We start from the raw sequence: 18,378 nt of genomic DNA, 5'->3' as shown, positions 1-18,378 counted from the left end.
ATGGTCGAGTGCTGGACTCGTCCGGCTCGTGCGCCACGGGATTCCCGTCCGTCTCTCGCGATCGCTTTCCATTTGACCGCAGGACCGCGTCCGGCACAGCACGGAACGTCACGAAGGTAGGGCTTTCCCCAGTGGATCGGGGCGGGTCACCTCATGGCGCGGCGGCTCGCCGCCGGGCAGGCTAGCGAATATGACCGAACGCATCACCGCGAGCGTCCCGCCGGACGGGACACCCTCCGGGACGACCGCCGAAACGCCCGACGAGCCGTCCGGGGGAACGCCCGGCGCGACGCCGGACACCGACCGGCTGCCGTCCCCCCGCCTCGCCCTCGGCCGCCGCACCTGGCAGGAGATCGCGCACCTGCTCGCCAATCTGCCGGTCTCGATCTTCGGCTTCGTGTACGTCGTGACGATGGTCTCCACGGGCTCGGCGCTCGCGGTGACGGTGGTCGGACTCCCGTTGCTCGCCGGCGGACTGCTGGGCGCACGGCAGCTGGGCAAACTGGAACGCGCGCGGGCGCGGGCGCTGCTCGGTCTGCGGATCGACGAGCCGAGCCCGCTGCCGGTGCGCCGGACCGGCTTCTTCTCCTGGCTGTGGTCGAGCCTGAAGGACCCGGTGGGCTGGCGGACCGTGCTGTACGACCTGATCAGGCTGCCGTGGGGTGTGCTGACGTTCACGGTCACGCTGGTGTCGCTCTTCGTGCTGTGGCCGGTGCTGCCGTTCATCGCGCGGGGGCTGACCAACGTGGACCGGGCGATGGTGCGCGGGCTGCTGTCGCCCTCCGACGAGCTGGAGCGGCGCATCGCCGAGCTGGAGTCGGACCGGGGGGTCGTGGTCGACACGGCCGCGGCGGACCTGCGGCGCATCGAACGGGACCTGCACGACGGGGCGCAGGCCCGGCTGGTCAACCTCGCGATGGGACTCGGCCTGGCCAAGGAGAAGCTCCTGGAGGGGCAGGCCGACGAGACCGTCGCGGCCATGGTCGACGAGGCCCACGGCGAGGTGAAACTGGCCCTCCAGGAGCTGCGCGACCTGGCACGCGGCATCCACCCGGCGGTCCTCACCGATCGCGGTCTCGACGCCGCCCTGTCCTCGGTCGCCACCCGGTGCACGGTGCCGGTGAAGGTGACCGCCGACCTCCGGTCGCGACCGGCCGCGGCCATCGAGGGCATCGCCTACTTCACCGTCTCCGAGCTGCTGCAGAACATCAGCAAGCACAGCGGGGCGAGGTCCGCTTCCGTCGACGTGTGGCGGACGGACCAGCGGCTGCTCATACAGGTCCAGGACGACGGGCGGGGCGGCGCCCGGCTCGACGGCGGTACGGGGATGGCCGGGCTCGCGGACCGGCTCGGCGCGGTGGACGGGCTGTTCGTCATCGACTCACCGCCCGGCGGCCCGACCACCATCACGGCGGAACTGCCCTGGCGGGACCGGCAGGACGAGCCGGCGCGGTAGGCGTGCCGCGCGGATCAGGTGGGTCCGACCGGCCGGGCGTGCGGCGCGCCCGGCCGGTCCCGAGCGCGCGCTCGGGCCTCCGGCCTCCGCGCCCCGGGTCTCCCGGTCTCAGTGCCTCCGGGCCTCCGGGCCTCCGCAACACACCACCGGTCTCCGGGCTTCCGGGCTTCCGGGCCTCCGGGCCTCCGGGCCTCCGGGCTTCCGGGCTTCCGGGCTTCCGGGCTTCCGGGCTTCCGCAACAGCGCACCACCGGTCGCCGGGTCTCCGCACCCCCGCACCCTCGGGCCTCCGAGCCTCCGCACCCCCCGGTCCCCGGGTCCCCCGAGCCTCCCGGCCACCGCACCCCCGGGCCTCCCGGGTCACCCGACACCCCGGGGACCCCGGAGGCCCGTACCCCTGCGCCCCGCCCTGCGCCCTCGTCCCCCGGCACTCCCGTACGCCCTCACCCACCCCCACCCCCACCCACGCCCACGCCCCACCACCCCGACACCCCGACACCCGAGCCCGAGCCCGAGGTAGGGAAAACCCCCGCCCCAAGAGGCCGACCCGCTCCATGTCCCCCACGCTCCGCAGCCAGCAGGGTTGAGGTACGAGCCGACGAGCAGGACGAGTAGAACGGACGACGCCGATGGCCACCGAATACGGACAGGGGTACGGGCACGGGACCGGGCCCGGATTCCACGGGGCGGTCGCCGGGGAGCGGCGCCACCGCCTCCCCGCGGCGCTGCGGGCGCCGATCGAGGCCCGCAGCTGGCGGGAGTTCGGCTACGTGATGCTGGGCCTGCCGATCAGCATCGCCATGTTCACGTTCGCCGTCACGATGTTCTCGCTGGGCGCCGGCCTCCTGGTCACCTTCCTGGGGGTCCCGGTGCTCGCCGGAGCGCTGGCGGGCTGCCGCGGGTTCGGCGCGCTGGAGCGGGCGCGGGCGCGCGGGCTGCTCGGGGTCGAGGTGGCCTCGCCGGAGCGCGTGGTCGTACGCAAGCAGGGGGCGATGGCGTGGATGGGGGCGATCCTCAAGAACGGTTCGTCGTGGCGGCACCTGCTGTACGCGGTGCTTCAGTTCCCGTGGGCGGTGTTCTCGTTCGCGGTGGCGCTGACCTTCTGGGCGTACGGCTGGGCGATGCTGACGTATCCCCTGTGGTTCTGGCTCTTCCCGGTCTACGGCGGCCAGGGCGGCCTGCAGCTCTACGGCGACGGCACCCACAGCGTCTACCTGGACAACCCCTTCGAGATCACCGTGACCGCGCTGCTCGGACTGCTGATCACCATGGCGACGCCATGGATCGTACGGGCGCTGACGACGGTGGACCGGCTGATGGTGCTGGGGCTGCTCGGGCCTTCGCGGCTGGCGACCCGGGTGGTCGAGCTGGAGTCGGACCGTGGGGTCGTGGTCGACACGGCGGCGGCGGACCTGCGGCGCATCGAGCGGGACCTGCACGACGGGGCGCAGGCCCGGCTGGTCAACCTCGCGATGGGACTCGGCCTGGCCAAGGAGAAGCTCACCGAGGACCCGCGGGCGGCGGCGCGGATGGTGGACGAGGCGCACGGTGAGGTGAAGACGGCGTTGCAGGAGCTGCGCGATCTGGCCCGCGGCATCCACCCGGCGGTCCTCACCGACCGCGGTCTCGACGCCGCGCTGTCCTCGGTGGCCTCGCGCTGCACGGTGCCGGTGGCGGTGGACGTGGACCTTCCCGCCCGGCCCGCCCCGGCGATCGAGGGCATCGCCTACTTCACCGTCTCCGAGCTGCTACAGAACATCAGCAAGCACGCGCGGGCGACCCGGGCCACGGTCGACGTCTGGCACATCGAGAACCGGCTGATGCTCCAGGTCGTCGACAACGGCGTGGGCGGCGCGGACGTCTCCGCGGGCTCGGGTCTGGCGGGGCTCGCGGAGCGGCTGGACGCGGTGGACGGGATCCTGGTGGTGGACTCCCCCGCGGGCGGCCCCACCCGGATCACGGCGGAACTGCCCTGGCGGGGCTGATCCGCCCCGCACGACCGGTGCCGCGGCAGGGGACGTCCGCCCCGCCGCGGCACCCGGCACGCGCTCTCGCCGTTCCGGACGCCGCTCCTCTACGGGCAGACGCCGCCCGACGCGCGGCACCGGCCGGGCGTCAGCCCCCCTTGACGCCCCCGCGCCGCCCGATGGCGCCCCTCGCACCACCCCGTGATCCCTCTCGCCCCGGATGATCGCGGCTCGCCCCGGCGATTCCCGCCACCCCGGCGATTCCCGCCACCCCGGCGATTCCCGCCACCCCGGCGATTCCCGCCACCCCGGCGATTCCCGTCACCCGGGCGATTCCCGCCGCCCGGGCGCCCGCCGGTCCGAATGCTGGAATGCTGTGGGCTGTCGTACGAGCGGGGGCGCAACCGGCGCCGGCCGGGTACGGGCTGTGGGGGGCCGAACATCGTGGAGGACAGGGTGCGGGTGGTCATCGCCGAGGATTCAGTGCTGCTCAGGGAGGGCCTGACCCGGCTGCTGACCGACCGTGGGCACGACGTCGTGGCCGGTGTCGGTGACGGCGACGCGCTGATCAAGACCATCACCGACCTGGCGGCCGAGGGCGCGCTCCCGGACGTCGTGGTGGCCGACGTGCGCATGCCGCCGACGCACACGGACGAGGGCGTCAAGGCGGCCGTGCAGCTGCGCAGGCACCACCCCGGGCTCGGGGTGCTGGTCCTGTCGCAGTACGTGGAGGAGCGCTACGCCACCGAACTGCTGGCCGGTTCCAGCCGTGGCGTCGGCTATCTGCTCAAGGACCGGGTCGCCGAGGTGCGTGAGTTCGTGGACGCGGTGGTGCGGGTGGCCCAGGGGGGTACCGCGCTCGACCCCGAGGTGGTCGCGCAGCTGCTGGGGCGCAGCCGTAAGCAGGACGTGCTGGCCGGACTCACGCCCCGCGAGCGGGAGGTGCTGGGGCTGATGGCCGAGGGCCGGACCAACTCGGCGATCGCGCGGCAGCTGGTGGTGAGCGACGGAGCGGTCGAGAAGCACGTCAGCAACATCTTCCTGAAACTGGGGCTGTCTCCGAGCGTCGGGGATCACCGGCGTGTTCTGGCGGTTCTGACCTACCTCAACTCCTGAATGGCTGACACTGTGTCAGGTATACGGAAAGCGGTGTCCGGGAGGCCGGTACGAGGTTCGCGCGAGGTCGGCGCGAGGCCGGCGTGAGAACCAGAGGGTGAGCGGGGAGCGTCTTCGGGAGAACCATCGGGGGGCCAGCAAATCATGACAAGTCAGGGCGTCGAACCGTCTCAAAATGGTGTCCATCATGCGAACCGCCGAGGGAAGGCGACCCTTACGGACGTAGGGTTGGTCCTGGGAAGGCCTTCGGGAAGGCCGCTCCCAGACAGCCGCCTCGAAGGAGGTCCAGTTAAGTGACCAGCCAGGTCAGTAGCCCATCGGAGCAGGCCGACGAAGCCGTCGTAGGAGAACAGCGCAATCCGGCGGGGGCGAAGGACGTTCGCCGGCTCGACCGGGTGATCATCCGGTTCGCGGGCGACTCCGGTGACGGAATGCAGCTCACCGGCGACCGTTTCACCTCCGAGACCGCGTCCTTCGGCAACGACCTCTCCACACTGCCGAACTTCCCCGCCGAGATCCGAGCGCCCGCAGGCACCCTGCCGGGCGTTTCTTCGTTCCAGCTGCATTTCGCGGACCACGACATCCTCACGCCGGGCGACGCGCCGAACGTTCTCGTCGCCATGAACCCGGCCGCCCTGAAGGCGAACATCGCCGATGTGCCGCGCGGCGCCGAGATCATCGTCAACACGGACGAGTTCACCAAACGGGCGATGTCGAAGGTCGGTTACGCGACCAACCCGCTGGAGGACGGCTCCCTGGACGGCTACAGCGTCCACCCGGTGCCTCTGACGACGATGACGGTCGAGGCGCTCAAGGAGTTCGAGCTGTCCCGCAAGGAGGCCGAGCGCAGCAAGAACATGTTCGCGCTGGGCCTGCTGTCCTGGATGTACCACCGGCCGACCGAGGGCACCGAGAAGTTCCTGCGGACCAAGTTCGCGAAGAAGCCCGACATCGCGGCGGCCAACCTCACCGCGTTCCGGGCGGGCTGGAACTTCGGCGAGACGACCGAGGACTTCGCGGTCTCGTACGAGGTCGCCCCGGCCGAGCGCACCTTCCCGACCGGCACGTACCGCAACATCTCCGGGAACCTGGCCCTGTCGTACGGCCTGATCGCCGCCTCCGAGCAGGCGGACCTGCCGCTCTACCTCGGCTCGTACCCGATCACACCCGCCTCCGACATCCTGCACGAACTCAGCAAGCACAAGAACTTCGGCGTGCGCACCTTCCAGGCCGAGGACGAGATCGCGGGCATCGGCGCCGCGCTGGGCGCAGCCTTCGGCGGCTCGCTGGCGGTCACGACGACCTCGGGGCCGGGGGTGGCGCTGAAGTCGGAGACGATCGGGCTCGCCGTCTCCCTCGAACTGCCGCTGCTGGTCGTCGACATCCAGCGCGGCGGCCCCTCCACCGGACTGCCGACCAAGACCGAGCAGGCCGACCTGCTGCAGGCGATGTACGGCCGCAACGGCGAGGCGCCGGTCCCGGTCGTCGCGCCGCGCACACCCGCCGACTGCTTCGACGCCGCGCTGGAGGCGGCGCGCATCGCCCTCACCTACCGCACCCCCGTCCTGCTCCTGTCCGACGGTTACCTGGCCAACGGCTCGGAGCCCTGGCGCATCCCGGACATCGACGAACTCCCCGATCTGCGGGTGCGGTTCGCCCAGGGCCCGAACCACACACTGGACGACGGCACCGAGGTCTTCTGGCCCTACAAGCGCGACCCCAGGACCCTCGCCCGCCCCTGGGCGGTCCCGGGCACGCCGGGCCTCGAACACCGCATCGGCGGCATCGAGAAGCAGGACGGCACGGGCAACATCTCCTACGATCCCGCCAACCACGACTTCATGGTGCGCACCCGGCAGGCCAAGATCGACGGCATCGACGTCCCGGACGTGGAGGTCGACGACCCCTCCGGCGAGGCCGACACGCTGGTGCTGGGCTGGGGTTCGACGTACGGCCCCATCACCGCGGCGGTACGGCGGCTGCGGACGGCCGGGGAGTCCATCGCGCAGGCCCACCTGCGCCATCTCAACCCCTTCCCGCACAACCTCGGCACGGTGCTGGGCCGGTACGACAAGGTGGTGATCCCCGAGATGAACCTCGGCCAGCTCGCCACCCTCGTCCGGGCCAGATACCTGGTCGACGCGCGCTCCTACAACCAGGTCAACGGCATGCCGTTCAAGGCCGAACAGCTCGCCGAAGTGCTGAAGGAGGCCATCGATGGCTGAGACGACCACGGAAGGCGCGGACACGATCGAGGCACTCACTCTGGTGCCCAAGGCCGGGACCAGGCAGTCCATGAAGGACTTCAAGTCCGATCAGGAAGTGCGCTGGTGCCCCGGCTGCGGGGACTACGCGGTCCTGGCCGCCGTGCAGGGCTTCATGCCCGAACTCGGCCTCGCCAAGGAGAACATCGTCTTCGTCTCGGGCATCGGCTGCTCGTCCCGCTTCCCGTACTACATGAACACGTACGGCATGCACTCCATCCACGGCCGCGCGCCCGCCATCGCCACGGGACTCGCCTCCTCCCGCCGCGACCTGAGCGTGTGGGTGGTGACCGGGGACGGCGACGCGCTGTCGATCGGCGGCAACCACCTCATCCACGCGCTGCGCCGCAACGTGAACCTGAAGATCCTGCTGTTCAACAACCGGATCTACGGACTCACCAAGGGCCAGTACTCGCCGACCTCCGAGGTCGGCAAGATCACCAAGTCGACGCCGATGGGCTCGCTGGACGCGCCCTTCAACCCGGTGTCCCTGGCCATCGGCGCGGAGGCCTCCTTCGTCGCCCGGACCGTGGACTCCGACCGCAAGCACCTCACCGACGTCCTGCGGCAGGCCGCCGCCCACCCGGGCACGGCACTGGTGGAGATCTACCAGAACTGCAACATCTTCAACGACGGCGCCTTCGAGGTGCTGAAGGACAAGCAGCAGGCCGAGGAGGCGGTCATCCGCCTCGAACACGGGCAGCGGATCCGCTTCGGCACGGACGGCGCCAAGGGTGTCGTGCGGGACGCGGTGACCGGCGACCTGAAGATCGTCGCCGTCACCCCGGAGAACGAGTCGCAGATCCTGGTCCACGACGCCCACGCCCCGTCGCCGACCACCGCCTTCGCGCTCTCCCGGCTCGCCGATCCGGACACCCTGCACCACACCCCGATCGGCGTCCTGCGCTCCGTGGACCGGCCGGTCTACGACACCCAGATGGCCGACCAGCTGGACACGGCCATCGAGCAGAACGGCAAGGGTGACCTGGCCACGCTGCTCGCGGGCGGGGACACCTGGACGGTCGTCGGCTGACCCGACCCAGCGGTTCAGGAGGCCCGGGCGGCTGCCGCCCGGGCCTCGTCGTACGTGTGGCGGGCCTTCTCGACGTCGTCCATCCGGTCCTTGGTCCAGCCGGCCAGCGCGCGCACCTGCTCGGCGGCCTCCCGGCCGAGTCCGGTGAGCGAATAGTCGACGCGCGGCGGGATCACGGGTTTCGCGTCGCGGTGGACGAGACCGTCGCGCTCCAGCGTCTGGAGGGTCTGGGTGAGCATCTTCTCGCTGACCCGTCCGATCGCCCGGCGCAGCTCGCTGAAGCGGTGGGGACGGTCGAGGAGCTCGATCAGCACGAGCACACCCCAGCGGCTGGTGACGTGCTCCAGGACGAGGCGGTAGGGGCACATCGCCTCGCCGGTGTCGTACTTGCCGGACGCCGGCTCACCGGCGGCGGCCCTGCTGACTGCTCGGGTACTTACGGCCATGCCAGTACCTTACTTCAAAGTGGGTACTTTCCCATAGTTAGCGCTTCTCCTAGGGTTAGTGGCAGACCACCCCACAAGGAGCTGACCCATGAGCATCGTCGTCACCGGAGCCACCGGACACCTCGGCCGCCACGTCGTCGAAGGACTGCTGGAGAGGGTTCCGGCCGACCGGATCACCGCCGTCGTCCGCGACCCGGAGAAGGCCGCCGGCTTCGCGGCCCGCGGTGTGCGGATCGCGGTCGCGGACTACAACACGCCCGAGACCTTCGACACCGTCTTCTCCGCCGGCGACAAGGTGCTGCTGATCTCCGGCAACGAGTTCGACAAGGGCCGTGTGAACCAGCACCGGGTCGTCCTCGACGCCGCCAAGGCCGCGGGCGTCGCGCTCTTCGCCTACACCAGCGCCCCGGGCAGCCTGACGGCCGCCCTCGCCGACGACCACCGCGACACCGAGCGGGCCATCGCCGACTCCGGCATCACCTACGCCCTGCTGCGCAACGGCTGGTACAACGAGAACTACACCGAGAACCTCGCCCCCGTCCTCGAGTACGGCGCCGTCACCCAGGCCGCCGGGGAGGGCAGGATCGCCCCCGCCGCCCGCGCCGACTACGCGGCCGCCGCCGTGGCCGTGCTGACCGGCGAGGGCCACGAGAACAAGACCTACGAGCTGAGCGGCGACACCGCCTGGGGCTTCGCCGAGTACGCCGCCGAGGTCGCGAAGCAGTCCGGCAGGGAGATCGCCTACCACCCCGTCTCCGTCGAGACCTTCACCGGCATCCTGGCCGGGGCCGGCCTGCCCGAGCCCCTCGCCGCGGTCATCGCCGGGGTCGACGCCTCCATCGAGAAGGGCGAACTCGCCGCGACCGGCGGCGACCTGTCCCGCCTGACCGGGCGCCCCACCACGCCGATCGCCGAGTCGATCGCGGCCGCCCTGAAGGACTGACCCGCCCGGCCCCGCAGAGGGCCGACCCCTCGTGACCCGGAGGGGCCGACCCCGCCCGGACACCGGCCCGACACCCGTCCACCCCTGCCTGTCATGACCGTATGGCGATACGGACATGACAGGCAGGGGTGTGCGGCGCTACCTTCTTGGAGGCTGCACGGGAGCAGCTGTGCGAGAGAAAGGGCCGGTGGCCGTGCAGCACCAGGCGAGGAGCACGACCCGCTCCACAAGCTCCGGGCCGGCCAGGAGCGAGCAGCGCATCGGGCTGCTGAACGGCTTCGCGGCGTACGGGATGTGGGGCCTCGTCCCCCTCTTCTGGCCGCTCCTCAAACCCGCCGGGGCCCTGGAGATCCTCGCCCACCGGATGGTGTGGTCCCTCGCCGTGGTCGGTGTCGCGCTGATCGTGATGCGGCGCTGGGCCTGGCTCGGCGAGCTGCTGCGGCAGCCCCGCAAACTCGGGCTGATCACCGTCGCGGCGGCCGTGATCACGGTCAACTGGGGCGTCTACATATGGTCCGTGAACAGCGGGCACGTGGTGGAGGCGTCCCTCGGTTACTTCATCAATCCGCTCGTCACCATCGCCATGGGCGTCCTGCTCCTCAAGGAACGGCTGCGCCCGGCGCAGTGGGCGGCGGTCGGTGTCGGCTTCGCCGCGGTGCTCGTCCTCACCATCGGGTACGGGCGTCCGCCGTGGATCTCCCTCACGCTCGCCTTCTCGTTCGCCACGTACGGGCTGGTGAAGAAGAAGGTCAACCTCGGCGGCATCGAGTCGCTCGCCGCCGAGACCGCGATCCAGTTCCTGCCCGCGCTCGGCTATCTGCTGTGGCTCGGCGCGAGGGGGGACGCGACCTTCGCCGCGCACGGGGCGGGGCACGCGACGCTGCTCGCCGCGACGGGAGTGGTGACCGCGGTGCCGCTGGTCTGCTTCGGCGCGGCGGCCATCCGGGTACCGCTGTCCACGCTGGGGCTGCTCCAGTACCTGGCCCCCGTCTTCCAGTTCCTTCTCGGGATCCTGTACTTCCATGAGGCCATGCCGGCCGAGCGGTGGGCCGGGTTCGCGCTGGTCTGGCTCGCGTTGTCGCTGCTGACGTTCGACGCGCTGCGGACGGCTCGACGGGGGGCGCTCGCGCTTCGCGGGCGGGACGGTGTCGTCGGGCCCCGGGTCGCCCCGGCCGACGTGACTCCTGCGGACGCCAAGCCGTAACCCTGCCGGGGTGTTCCCGCCCCTCGTCCTCTTGGGGCTCCGCCCCGAACCCCGCCAAGGGGCTGCGCCCCCTGGACCCCCGCATCGCCCGAAGGCCTCGTCCTCAAACGCCGGACGGGCTGAAGGTGCGCGCCCGCACTGAAGAGCCGACGGCCGGTGCGGCGGTTGCCGCGTCGTGGGCGGAACCACTATGAGTGGCTCCATGACGCACACCCCACCCCTGCACTGGAAACTCGTCATCGACGCGGCCGACCCCCACGCCCAGGCCGACTTCTGGGCGGCGGCCCTCGGTTACCGCCTGGAGGACAACAGCGCCCTGATCGAACGTCTCCTGACCCTCGGCGCCGCACCGCCGGAGGCCACCGTCGAGTCGCACGGCCGCCGCGCCTGGCGTGACCTGATCGCCGTACGGCACCCGGACGACCCGTACGAGGAGGAGACCGGAATCGGGCAGGGCAGGCGGCTGCTCTTCCAGCGGGTACCGGAACTCAAGGCCTCGAAGAACCGGCTGCACCTCGACGTGCACGCGGGCCCCGGACGCCGCGCGGAAGAGGTGGCCCGCCTCCGGGAACTGGGCGCGAGCCTCCTGCGGCACGTCAAGGAACCGGGCGGCGAGTGGGTGGTGATGGCCGACCCCGAGGGGAACGAGTTCTGCGTGCAGTGACGCAGGGAGCCCCGGCCTTGACCAGATCGCGCCCTTGACGCCACGTCAGCCACAGCTTCACCATCAGGCACCCCATTCACTGTGGGATTCCTTTGGAATCCCCATGGAATTCGGAGCCCCCCACATGAAGCTCTCCGTTCCCGGGCGCGTCACCTCGGCCGCGATCATCACGGCCGTCACGCTCCTCACGACCGGTGCGATATCCGGCGCGGCGCCCGCCCGCACCACCGCGTCCCCCACCGCCGCGGCCGCCGCTCCCGACATCCCCGTGGCCAACGTCAAGAGCCACCTCGCCCAGCTCCAGTCCATCGCCACCGCCAACGGCGGCAACCGCGCGCACGGCCGTACCGGCTACAAGGCCTCCGTCGACTATGTGAAGGCGAAGCTGGACGCGGCCGGATTCACCACGGTCCTCCAGCAGTTCACGTCCTCCGGCCGCACCGGCTACAACCTGATCGCCGACTGGCCCGGCGGCGACACCGGCCATGTCGTCATGGCCGGCTCGCATCTCGACAGCGTGACGGCGGGCCCCGGCATCAACGACAACGGCTCCGGGTCCGCCGCGGTCCTGGAGACCGCGCTCGCCGTCTCCAGAGCCCAGTACCAGCCCACCAGGCATCTGCGGTTCGCCTGGTGGGGCGCGGAGGAGCTGGGCATGGTCGGCTCGAAGTACTACGTGAACAACCTGTCCTCGGCGAACCGGGCGAAGATCAGCGACTATCTGAACTTCGACATGATCGGCTCGCCGAACCCGGGCTACTTCGTCTACGACGACGATCCCACCATCGAGAAGACCTTCAAGGACTACTTCGCCGGCCTCGGCATCGCGACGGAGCCGGAGACCGAGGGCGACGGCCGCTCGGACCACTCGCCCTTCAAGAACGTGGGCATCCCGGTCGGCGGCCTCTTCAGCGGCGCCGACTACATCAAGACGGCGGCGCAGGCGGCGAAGTGGGGCGGCACCTCGGGGCAGGCCTTCGACCGCTGCTACCACGCCTCCTGCGACACCTCGTCCAACATCAACGACACGGCGCTGAACCGGAACGCCGACGCGCTGGCGTACGCCGTGTGGGGTCTGTCCTCCTAGGGCCTGTTGCGAAAGCCGCGCCTGCCTCGCGACGCGCCCCAGCGCCCCTCAGGTGGCGCTCCCGCCGGCGCGGGCGCGTTCGGCGAGGCGGCCCATGCGGGTACGGGCCGATTCGAGCTGTTCGAGGTCGTCGGCGGCGGGGCCGCCGTCGGCCACGAGCCCGGTCCACACCTCGATCAGAACGCGTCCGAGGTTCATCCCCTGCGCGGGATCACGGATGGCACGCCAGGCCGTGGCCGCGCTCTGCACGTTGCCGTACGCGGCGTCCGGGTCCCGCTGCTGACGCCGGACCCGGGCGAGGTCGAGCGACAGATGGAACGACCTGAGCGCATCCCCTGCCAAGTAGGCGATGTAGGCGGAGAGTTCGCCCAGCCGCAGCACCTCGGGGTGGTCGGGTCCCAGCGACCGTGCCGCTTCCGCCACGGCCTGCTCGGCCATCGTCGCCGCCTCCTCGATCCTGCCCTCCTTCACGGCTTCGTTGATCCGCGTCACGGGTTCCGCGAGGAACGCCGCGCCCTCCGTCTTCACGACCGGTGTCAGCACCGACTCGGCGACGGCGTCGAAGCCCCGTGCCGGCGTGGGCTTCGGCTCCGGCTCGGGCTCCATCACGGTCATGGCCTCCGCGGCCAGCGACCGATTCCGCGCGAAGACCACTCCGGTCGGCGGGGTGACCCGCGCGGGGGCGGGAGGCGCGGGCGGCAGCGGCTCGGGGACGGGCGGCATCTCCGGTGCCGGGCCGAACTCGCCGGTCGGGGCGACCGCGACGCCGGGCCGGACGTCCGGCACCGGCGCCTGGACCACCCGTAGGAGGTGCGTCGACGGGGCCTCGGGCCAGATCGTGGGTTCCGGGAGGGGCCCCGGCACGGACTCCGGCTCGGGCACCGCGTCGGAGACCGGCTCGGGCCACACCGGAGCGACCGGCTCCGCGACCGGCTCCGAGCCCGACTCCGGGGCGCGATGCGGGACCTGACCGTGGGCCGGCTCCGAGGTTCCGCCCGGAACCCGATCGCGGGCCGGGTCCGGGGCTCGCTCCGGAACCCGGTCCGGGGCCGGCGCCGGAACCCGGTCGGGGGCCGACCCCGGCATCGACCCCGTGGCTCGATCCGGAGCCGGGCCCGCGGGTGACCCCGAGTCCGACCCCGAGTCCGACCCCGAGTCCGGCTCGGTGACCCGGTCCCGGGCCGCCCCTGCGTCCGACTCCAGGACGGCTTCCGGAACCGGCCGGGAGACGGACCCCGAAGCCGTCTCCGGGACCGGCTGCTCGACAGGCTCCGCCTCAGGTACCGGCCCGGCGACGGGTTCCGCCTCCGGTACCGGACGGGCGACAGGTTCCGGATCCGCCTCGGGAGCCAGCCGGGCAGCAGAATCCGGAGCCACCTCAGGAAGCGACCTGAAGGCGGGTTCCGGAGCCGCCTCGGGGAGCGGCTCAGGGAGCGGCCGCGCGTCCCGCTCGGGCCTCGTCCCGGATGCCGGGTCCGGGGCCGGCTCGGGCGACCGGTCCGGCACCGGCCGGGGCGCCCGCGTGCCGTCCTCCCGCCGCGTCTCCGGCGCCGGGGACGGCGGCGGGGAGGCCGGGGCCGGCAGGGCCGACGGCACGGGCGGGGGCGGGGGCGGCGTTCCCACCCGCACCGGCTCGCCCGCGTACCGGCTCGACCCGTCGCCGTACACCTGGAGCGGGACGACGAAACCGATGCGTTCGTCGTGGACCCGGGCGAGGACGGGGCGCCCGGTGGCGCGGGCGATCCGGTGGAGGTGGTCCAGGACGGCGCCCTGGACGGTCTCACCGGGCGTGACGGCCAGGGGTACGCCCCCCACGGTGGCGCCCGCGGCGGCGTTCGGCACATGGACGTCGAGGACCGGCGCCGGCTCGCCCGCGTGTCCTCCCGGGACGGCCGCCGAGCGCTGCCGCTTGAGTTCCCGCTTCTGTTCGCGGCTGAGTCGAGACATTGGTTCCCTCACTCGGGGTGATCAGGGGAGGGTGATCAGGGGCGGACGGAGCAGCGGACCACCCGGTCCACGGGATCGGGCCCGCGCCGGGCACGACCGAGGCGGCAACGACCTCGTACGCATCCTCGACTCCCTCCTGCGGGCCGTACCCAGGTGTGTCCGGCACCGGTGCCGACGGCCGGCGCGTGATGGTGTGCCGGAGGCCCGTCGCCGTGGTGCCGGCCCAGCCTGCCCACCAGTCTCCCGGTTCTCGTCCGGTCCCGGCGTCACCATGGCGTCACAGGCTCGTTCCAGGAACCCGTCCCGCGCTGTTTAACCTGTCGGGGCGCCGTGAACTCCGGCGCGTCACGACCGGTGCGCCGATGACGGAGGGGACTGGCGATGGGAATCGCGCAGCAAGGGCCGGGCGGGCCCGAGATCTGGATCCGCGGGCCGGTGGAGGAAGCGGCGCCGCCACGGGCGGAGCACGGACAGCTCCTGGCGGGAGCGAGGCGGTTCGCCTGGGTCGCCACCCATGGCGGGGCCGGCACCTCGACCCTCGCGACGGTCTTCGGCGGCCAGGACGCGGGCCGCGAATGGCCGGCCGCCGAGCGCGACGAGCCGTGGTCGGTCCTCCTCGTGGGGCGTACGCACGCGGCGGGGCTGGAGGCCGTCTCGTACACGCTGGACATCTTCCGCCGGGGCGAGGCGCCGCCGGGGCTCGACCTCGAAGCCGTCGTACTGGTCGCGGACGCGCCCGGCCGGCTGCCCCGCCCGCTCGCCCAGCGGGTCAGGGCGCTGACCTCGGTGATCGACGTCCACCAGGTGCCGTGGGTACCGGCCTGGCGGATCGGCGACCTCGGTGCCCAGCCACCGCGCGAGAGCGCCGCGCTGGCCCGGCTGACCTCGTTCGCGGGGCGCCCCTGAAACCCCCGCGCCGGCCACTACGCGGTGATGTCCTTCGCCGTGAACCGCGCCCACGCCGCCGAGCCGAACACCACCGCGTACAGGCCCTGGAGGCCGAGGTTGCGGACGAGGTCGTCCCAGTACACCGGGTCGCGCATGAGGTCGGCGAAGGACAGCCAGTAGTGGGAGAAGAAGTACGGCTGGAGGGCGTGCAGCTGGGGGATCTGGTCGAGGATCTGGATGGTGATGAGGAGCCCGACCGTCGTCGCCATCGCCGCGATGCCGCTGTTGGTCAGCGTCGAGACGAACAGGCCGAGGGCCGCCACGCCGATCAGTGACGCGGCGACGACCAGCGCGATGAGGAACGCCCTGCCGAGCCCCTCGGCCAGACCGATCCGCGTTCCCGAGATCGTCGTCAGGTCGCCCAGCGGGAACAGGAGCGCGCCCACGGCGAGCGCCGAGACCGCCACCACCACCGTCGCGACCAGGCAGAACGCCATCGTGGTCGCGTACTTGGTGAGCAGCAGGCGGGTCCGGCCCGCGGGGGCGACGAGGAGATAGCGCAGGGTCCCGGAGCTCGCCTCGCCCGCGATGGCGTCGCCCGCGACGACACCGATCGCCATCGGCAGGAAGAAGGGCAGCGTCGCGGCGAGCGCCGTGAACACCAGGAACAGGCCGTTGTTGGTGACCTGCGCGATGAACGCCGGTCCCCCGCCTTCTCCGCCGCCGCCCGCCGACGATCCGTCCCGCGTCTCGATCCGGACGGCGACACCGATGAGGACCGGTACGGCCGCGAGGACGCCCAGCAGCGCGATCGTCCGCCAGCGCCGGAAGGTCGTGACGAGTTCGCTGCGCAGGAGCCCGAACGTCCACAGCGCCCGGCGCGTCCGCACGGCCGGGGTCCCGTTCTCCGGGGCCCCCGCCCCGCCTTGCGCGGACGTCGGCCTGTCCCGCGCGGACGACGCCCCGTCCCGCGCGGCCGGCGCCTTGCCCTGTTCGGCCGGCACGTCAGCCCGCGACATCGAATCCCTCCCCCGTCAGCGCCAGGAACGCGTCCTCCAGCGAGGCCCGTTCCACCGCGAAGCCGCGCACCCGGACGCCCGCCGTGACCAGCGCGGCGTTCAGTTCGGCGAGTTCGCGGTCCCGGTCCGGCGGCTCGGCCGTCACGCCCGTCTCGGTCACCACCACGTCCCCCACCCCCTGTTCCTTCAGGACGCGCGCCGCGTCCCCGGGGTCGGGCGTGGTCACCACGAGGCGGCCCCGTGCGCCCGCCGCGAGATCGGCCACGACGCCCTGCGTGATCAGTCTCCCCTGCGCCATGACGGCCGCATGGGTGCACACCTGCTCGATCTCGTCGAGCAGGTGCGAGGAGAGGAAGACGGTCGTGCCGTCCGAGGCCAGTTCGCGCACCAGGGAGCGGATCTCCCGCATGCCCTGCGGGTCGAGGCCGTTGGTCGGCTCGTCCAGGACCAGCAGCCGGCGGGGCTGGAGGAGCGCTGCCGCGAGCCCGAGCCGCTGTTTCATGCCGAGTGAGTACGCCTTGGCCTTCTTGCCCGCGGCGGCGGTGAGCCCGACCCGGTCGAGGGCCGACGCGACCCGTACGCGCCGGGTGCGCGGGTCGGCGGTCGGGTCGGCGGCGTCGTAGCGCAGGAGGTTGTCGCGGCCGGAGAGGAAGCCGTACAGCGCGGGGCCCTCGATGAGGGCGCCCACCTGCGGGAGCACGGCGCGGGCGGCGCGGGGCATGGCCCGGCCCAGCACCCGCGCCGTGCCGGAGGTCGGTTCGATCAGGCCCATCAGCATGCGGATGGTGGTGGTCTTGCCGGAACCGTTCGGCCCGAGGAAGCCGAAGACACTGCCCGCCGGGACGGTCAGGTCGAGGCCGTCCACGGCGAGCTGTCCGCCGCGATAGCGCTTGGTGAGCGCACGGGTGGCGATCACCGTCTCCGCCATGTCCGGTTCCGCGGCGGACAGTTCCTCCATGGGCTCCCTCGATTCGAGCTGCGCACGCGCCTACTGGGCGGCGTCGGCCGCCTTCACCAGCGCGGACTTGGTGACGGCACCCGCGTACACCTTGCCGTCGTCCGTGACCAGCGCGTTGATCAGGCGGGTCGAGAAGACCGTGCCCGAGCCGAACTTGCCGGAGACGTGGTCGCCGAGCGAGTCCAGGAACCCGGAGACGGGGCTGTTGCCGGACGCGGAGCCGGAGGGCACGCCCTGGCCGCCCGTCTCGAACTCGACGATCGAGCTCCAGCCCTTACCGACGGTCTTCATGCCGTCGAGTCCCTTGCCGGGCTTCTCACCGGGCTTCGGGGAGGCGTCCGGGAGCTTGCCGTGCCTGTCCTCGTCCTTGTCGGCGCCCTTGTCCGCGTGCTTGCCCAGGTCGTCGCCCTCGGTGACCTTCGCGCCCTTGGGCGGGGTGAAGTCGAAGGTCGAGGCGGCCGGCCTGGAGAAGTCGACCTTGGTGAAGCCCGCGTCCACGACGGCCGCGCCGCCGCTCGCCGGCGTCAGCGTGAACTTCAGCGGCACCCCGGTCTTCGCGTCCACCGCGACGCTGATCGCGCCGACCGTGGAGCCGGACTGCCTGGGCTTGATGAGCAGCTTGTAGGCGTCCCGGCCCGCGACCTGCGCCGTGCCGTCCACGGTCACGGAGGTCGTGTCGTCGACGGACTTCAGGGCCTCGTCGGCGAGCTCCTTGGGCGTGCTCGGGACGTCCTTGGGCGCCGCCCCGCCCCGCTCGTCGGACGCGGGCGCCTTCGAGTGGTACACCTCGTTCGACTTGCTGTCGTAGGCCCATACGTCGTCGCCGTTGCGGATGACGCTGTACTCGGCGGCGCTCTCCAGCAGGGAGACCTTGCCCTTGTCCGGGCCGTCGGCCGCGACGCGCAGCGTGTGCGTGCCGGAGGCCAGCTCCATGAGCTTGGACTGCGGGTCGGCGGAAGAGCCGCCGGAGTCCTGGGCGGCGCCGGACATCAGGCTGTTCTCCAGACCGCCCAGATTGGGCAGCCCGAGGTCGGTGCTGATCTTGACCGTGCCGGAGAGCTGCTGGACGTCGGACTTGGCGATCTTCTCGACGAGCTGCTGCGCGGTGATCTTCGGCAGGCTGGGGTCTCCCGAGTCGGCGAGCGCCGGGACGAGCCCGATGGTCGCCGCCGCCACTCCCACCACCGCGACCGGGACGACGTATCGCGCGGCCCTGCGGCGGCCGGCGCGCATCTCGTCGGCCTCGTCGCGCAGCCTTTCCGCCCCGGCGGTCCTGTCGGATTCGTTCGGTGCCATGTGTGCCTTACCTCCGTCGTCGGCGGCGGCCTGCCATCCTGCGCTTCCCCACCCCTATAGCCGCCATTCTCACCCGAATCAGTGAGGAGTG

At 72.1% G+C, this 18,378-nt stretch carries 15 protein-coding genes; 10 read left to right on the top strand and 5 right to left on the bottom strand.

Going from position 1 to position 18,378, the window contains the following annotated elements:
- The first annotated feature begins 190 nt into the window (after nucleotides 1-190).
- The 5 genes from ACFV2J_RS19285 (at nucleotide 191) to ACFV2J_RS19265 (ending at nucleotide 7,835) form a co-directional block, all read left to right on the top strand.
- Nucleotides 191-1,456 (top strand): sensor histidine kinase, encoded by a 1,266-nt coding sequence (locus tag ACFV2J_RS19285; protein WP_385084106.1) that lies wholly within the window; start codon nucleotides 191-193, stop codon nucleotides 1,454-1,456.
- Nucleotides 1,457-2,084: 628 nt separating this feature from the next.
- Nucleotides 2,085-3,440 (top strand): sensor histidine kinase, encoded by a 1,356-nt coding sequence (locus ACFV2J_RS19280; protein ID WP_385439682.1) that lies wholly within the window; start codon nucleotides 2,085-2,087, stop codon nucleotides 3,438-3,440.
- 438 nt (nucleotides 3,441-3,878) lie between these two features.
- Nucleotides 3,879-4,538: a LuxR C-terminal-related transcriptional regulator gene (locus ACFV2J_RS19275; RefSeq protein ID WP_385091873.1), complete on the top strand. Its 660-nt coding sequence runs from the start codon at nucleotides 3,879-3,881 to the stop codon at nucleotides 4,536-4,538.
- Between the two features lie 293 nt (nucleotides 4,539-4,831).
- A complete protein-coding gene (locus ACFV2J_RS19270; protein ID WP_385091853.1) occupies nucleotides 4,832-6,763 on the top strand; it encodes a 2-oxoacid:acceptor oxidoreductase subunit alpha in 1,932 nt (643 codons plus the stop codon).
- On the top strand, nucleotides 6,756-7,835 hold the full coding sequence (locus ACFV2J_RS19265) for a 2-oxoacid:ferredoxin oxidoreductase subunit beta (protein WP_385091856.1): 1,080 nt from the start codon (nucleotides 6,756-6,758) through the stop codon (nucleotides 7,833-7,835). The genes ACFV2J_RS19270 and ACFV2J_RS19265 overlap by 8 nt, the downstream gene beginning before the upstream one ends.
- A gap of 14 nt (nucleotides 7,836-7,849) precedes the next feature.
- Here ACFV2J_RS19265 and ACFV2J_RS19260 read toward each other — a convergent pair whose 3' ends face one another.
- Entirely contained in the window at nucleotides 7,850-8,281 is a 432-nt protein-coding gene (locus tag ACFV2J_RS19260; protein WP_385439678.1) for a winged helix-turn-helix transcriptional regulator, read from the bottom strand.
- An 88-nt stretch (nucleotides 8,282-8,369) separates the two neighbouring features.
- On the opposite strand from ACFV2J_RS19260, the gene ACFV2J_RS19255 reads away from it, so the two are divergent.
- The 4 genes from ACFV2J_RS19255 (at nucleotide 8,370) to ACFV2J_RS19240 (ending at nucleotide 12,179) form a co-directional block, all read left to right on the top strand.
- The gene (locus ACFV2J_RS19255) at nucleotides 8,370-9,224 is read left to right on the top strand and encodes an SDR family oxidoreductase (RefSeq protein WP_385091861.1); all 855 of its coding nucleotides are present in this window, start codon (nucleotides 8,370-8,372) and stop codon (nucleotides 9,222-9,224) included.
- A gap of 115 nt (nucleotides 9,225-9,339) precedes the next feature.
- Nucleotides 9,340-10,428, top strand: coding sequence for an EamA family transporter RarD (gene rarD, locus ACFV2J_RS19250; RefSeq protein WP_385091864.1), 1,089 nt, complete (start codon nucleotides 9,340-9,342; stop codon nucleotides 10,426-10,428).
- A gap of 202 nt (nucleotides 10,429-10,630) precedes the next feature.
- The gene (locus ACFV2J_RS19245) at nucleotides 10,631-11,092 is read left to right on the top strand and encodes a VOC family protein (RefSeq protein WP_385091867.1); all 462 of its coding nucleotides are present in this window, start codon (nucleotides 10,631-10,633) and stop codon (nucleotides 11,090-11,092) included.
- Nucleotides 11,093-11,216: 124 nt separating this feature from the next.
- A complete protein-coding gene (locus ACFV2J_RS19240) occupies nucleotides 11,217-12,179 on the top strand; it encodes a M28 family metallopeptidase (RefSeq protein ID WP_385091876.1) in 963 nt (320 codons plus the stop codon).
- 48 nt (nucleotides 12,180-12,227) lie between these two features.
- Here the strand turns inward: ACFV2J_RS19240 and ACFV2J_RS19235 are convergent, their stop codons facing one another.
- Nucleotides 12,228-14,126 carry a tetratricopeptide repeat protein gene (locus ACFV2J_RS19235; protein ID WP_385439673.1) on the bottom strand — a complete coding sequence of 633 codons (1,899 nt, stop codon included), beginning with the start codon at nucleotides 14,124-14,126 and terminating at the stop codon, nucleotides 12,228-12,230.
- A gap of 381 nt (nucleotides 14,127-14,507) precedes the next feature.
- On the opposite strand from ACFV2J_RS19235, the gene ACFV2J_RS19230 reads away from it, so the two are divergent.
- Nucleotides 14,508-15,032 (top strand): DUF6668 family protein, encoded by a 525-nt coding sequence (locus tag ACFV2J_RS19230; RefSeq protein ID WP_385090576.1) that lies wholly within the window; start codon nucleotides 14,508-14,510, stop codon nucleotides 15,030-15,032.
- A 17-nt stretch (nucleotides 15,033-15,049) separates the two neighbouring features.
- Here the strand turns inward: ACFV2J_RS19230 and ACFV2J_RS19225 are convergent, their stop codons facing one another.
- Genes ACFV2J_RS19225 through ACFV2J_RS19215 form a run of 3 tightly spaced genes read right to left on the bottom strand, consistent with a single transcriptional unit; the run spans nucleotide 15,050 to nucleotide 18,287 of the window.
- Entirely contained in the window at nucleotides 15,050-16,033 is a 984-nt protein-coding gene (locus ACFV2J_RS19225; protein WP_385090574.1) for an ABC transporter permease, read from the bottom strand.
- A complete protein-coding gene (locus ACFV2J_RS19220; protein WP_385439670.1) occupies nucleotides 16,020-16,991 on the bottom strand; it encodes an ABC transporter ATP-binding protein in 972 nt (323 codons plus the stop codon). The genes ACFV2J_RS19225 and ACFV2J_RS19220 overlap by 14 nt, the downstream gene beginning before the upstream one ends.
- Before the next feature lie 30 nt (nucleotides 16,992-17,021).
- Nucleotides 17,022-18,287, bottom strand: a complete 1,266-nt coding sequence (locus tag ACFV2J_RS19215) for an outer membrane lipoprotein carrier protein LolA (protein WP_385090568.1) — start codon at nucleotides 18,285-18,287, stop codon at nucleotides 17,022-17,024.
- Nucleotides 18,288-18,378: the final 91 nt, after the last annotated feature.

The organism is Streptomyces sp. NPDC059668 (genome assembly GCF_042734135.1).
Lineage (GTDB): Bacteria > Actinomycetota > Actinomycetes > Streptomycetales > Streptomycetaceae > Streptomyces.
Note: the sequence above shows the minus strand (reverse complement) of the source record. Positions and strands in the feature narration are given on the sequence as shown.

Coding starts and splice junctions, on each gene's coding strand:
- ACFV2J_RS19285 (WP_385084106.1), top strand. CDS start 191: ATGACCGAACGCATCACCGCGAGCGTCCCGCCGGACGGGACACCCTCC.
- ACFV2J_RS19280 (WP_385439682.1), top strand. CDS start 2,085: ATGGCCACCGAATACGGACAGGGGTACGGGCACGGGACCGGGCCCGGA.
- ACFV2J_RS19265 (WP_385091856.1), top strand. CDS start 6,756: ATGGCTGAGACGACCACGGAAGGCGCGGACACGATCGAGGCACTCACT.
- ACFV2J_RS19260 (WP_385439678.1), bottom strand. CDS start 8,281: ATGGCCGTAAGTACCCGAGCAGTCAGCAGGGCCGCCGCCGGTGAGCCG.
- ACFV2J_RS19255 (WP_385091861.1), top strand. CDS start 8,370: ATGAGCATCGTCGTCACCGGAGCCACCGGACACCTCGGCCGCCACGTC.
- rarD (WP_385091864.1), top strand. CDS start 9,340: ATGACAGGCAGGGGTGTGCGGCGCTACCTTCTTGGAGGCTGCACGGGA.
- ACFV2J_RS19245 (WP_385091867.1), top strand. CDS start 10,631: ATGACGCACACCCCACCCCTGCACTGGAAACTCGTCATCGACGCGGCC.
- ACFV2J_RS19240 (WP_385091876.1), top strand. CDS start 11,217: ATGAAGCTCTCCGTTCCCGGGCGCGTCACCTCGGCCGCGATCATCACG.
- ACFV2J_RS19235 (WP_385439673.1), bottom strand. CDS start 14,126: ATGTCTCGACTCAGCCGCGAACAGAAGCGGGAACTCAAGCGGCAGCGC.
- ACFV2J_RS19230 (WP_385090576.1), top strand. CDS start 14,508: ATGGGAATCGCGCAGCAAGGGCCGGGCGGGCCCGAGATCTGGATCCGC.
- ACFV2J_RS19225 (WP_385090574.1), bottom strand. CDS start 16,033: ATGTCGCGGGCTGACGTGCCGGCCGAACAGGGCAAGGCGCCGGCCGCG.
- ACFV2J_RS19220 (WP_385439670.1), bottom strand. CDS start 16,991: ATGGAGGAACTGTCCGCCGCGGAACCGGACATGGCGGAGACGGTGATC.
- ACFV2J_RS19215 (WP_385090568.1), bottom strand. CDS start 18,287: ATGGCACCGAACGAATCCGACAGGACCGCCGGGGCGGAAAGGCTGCGC.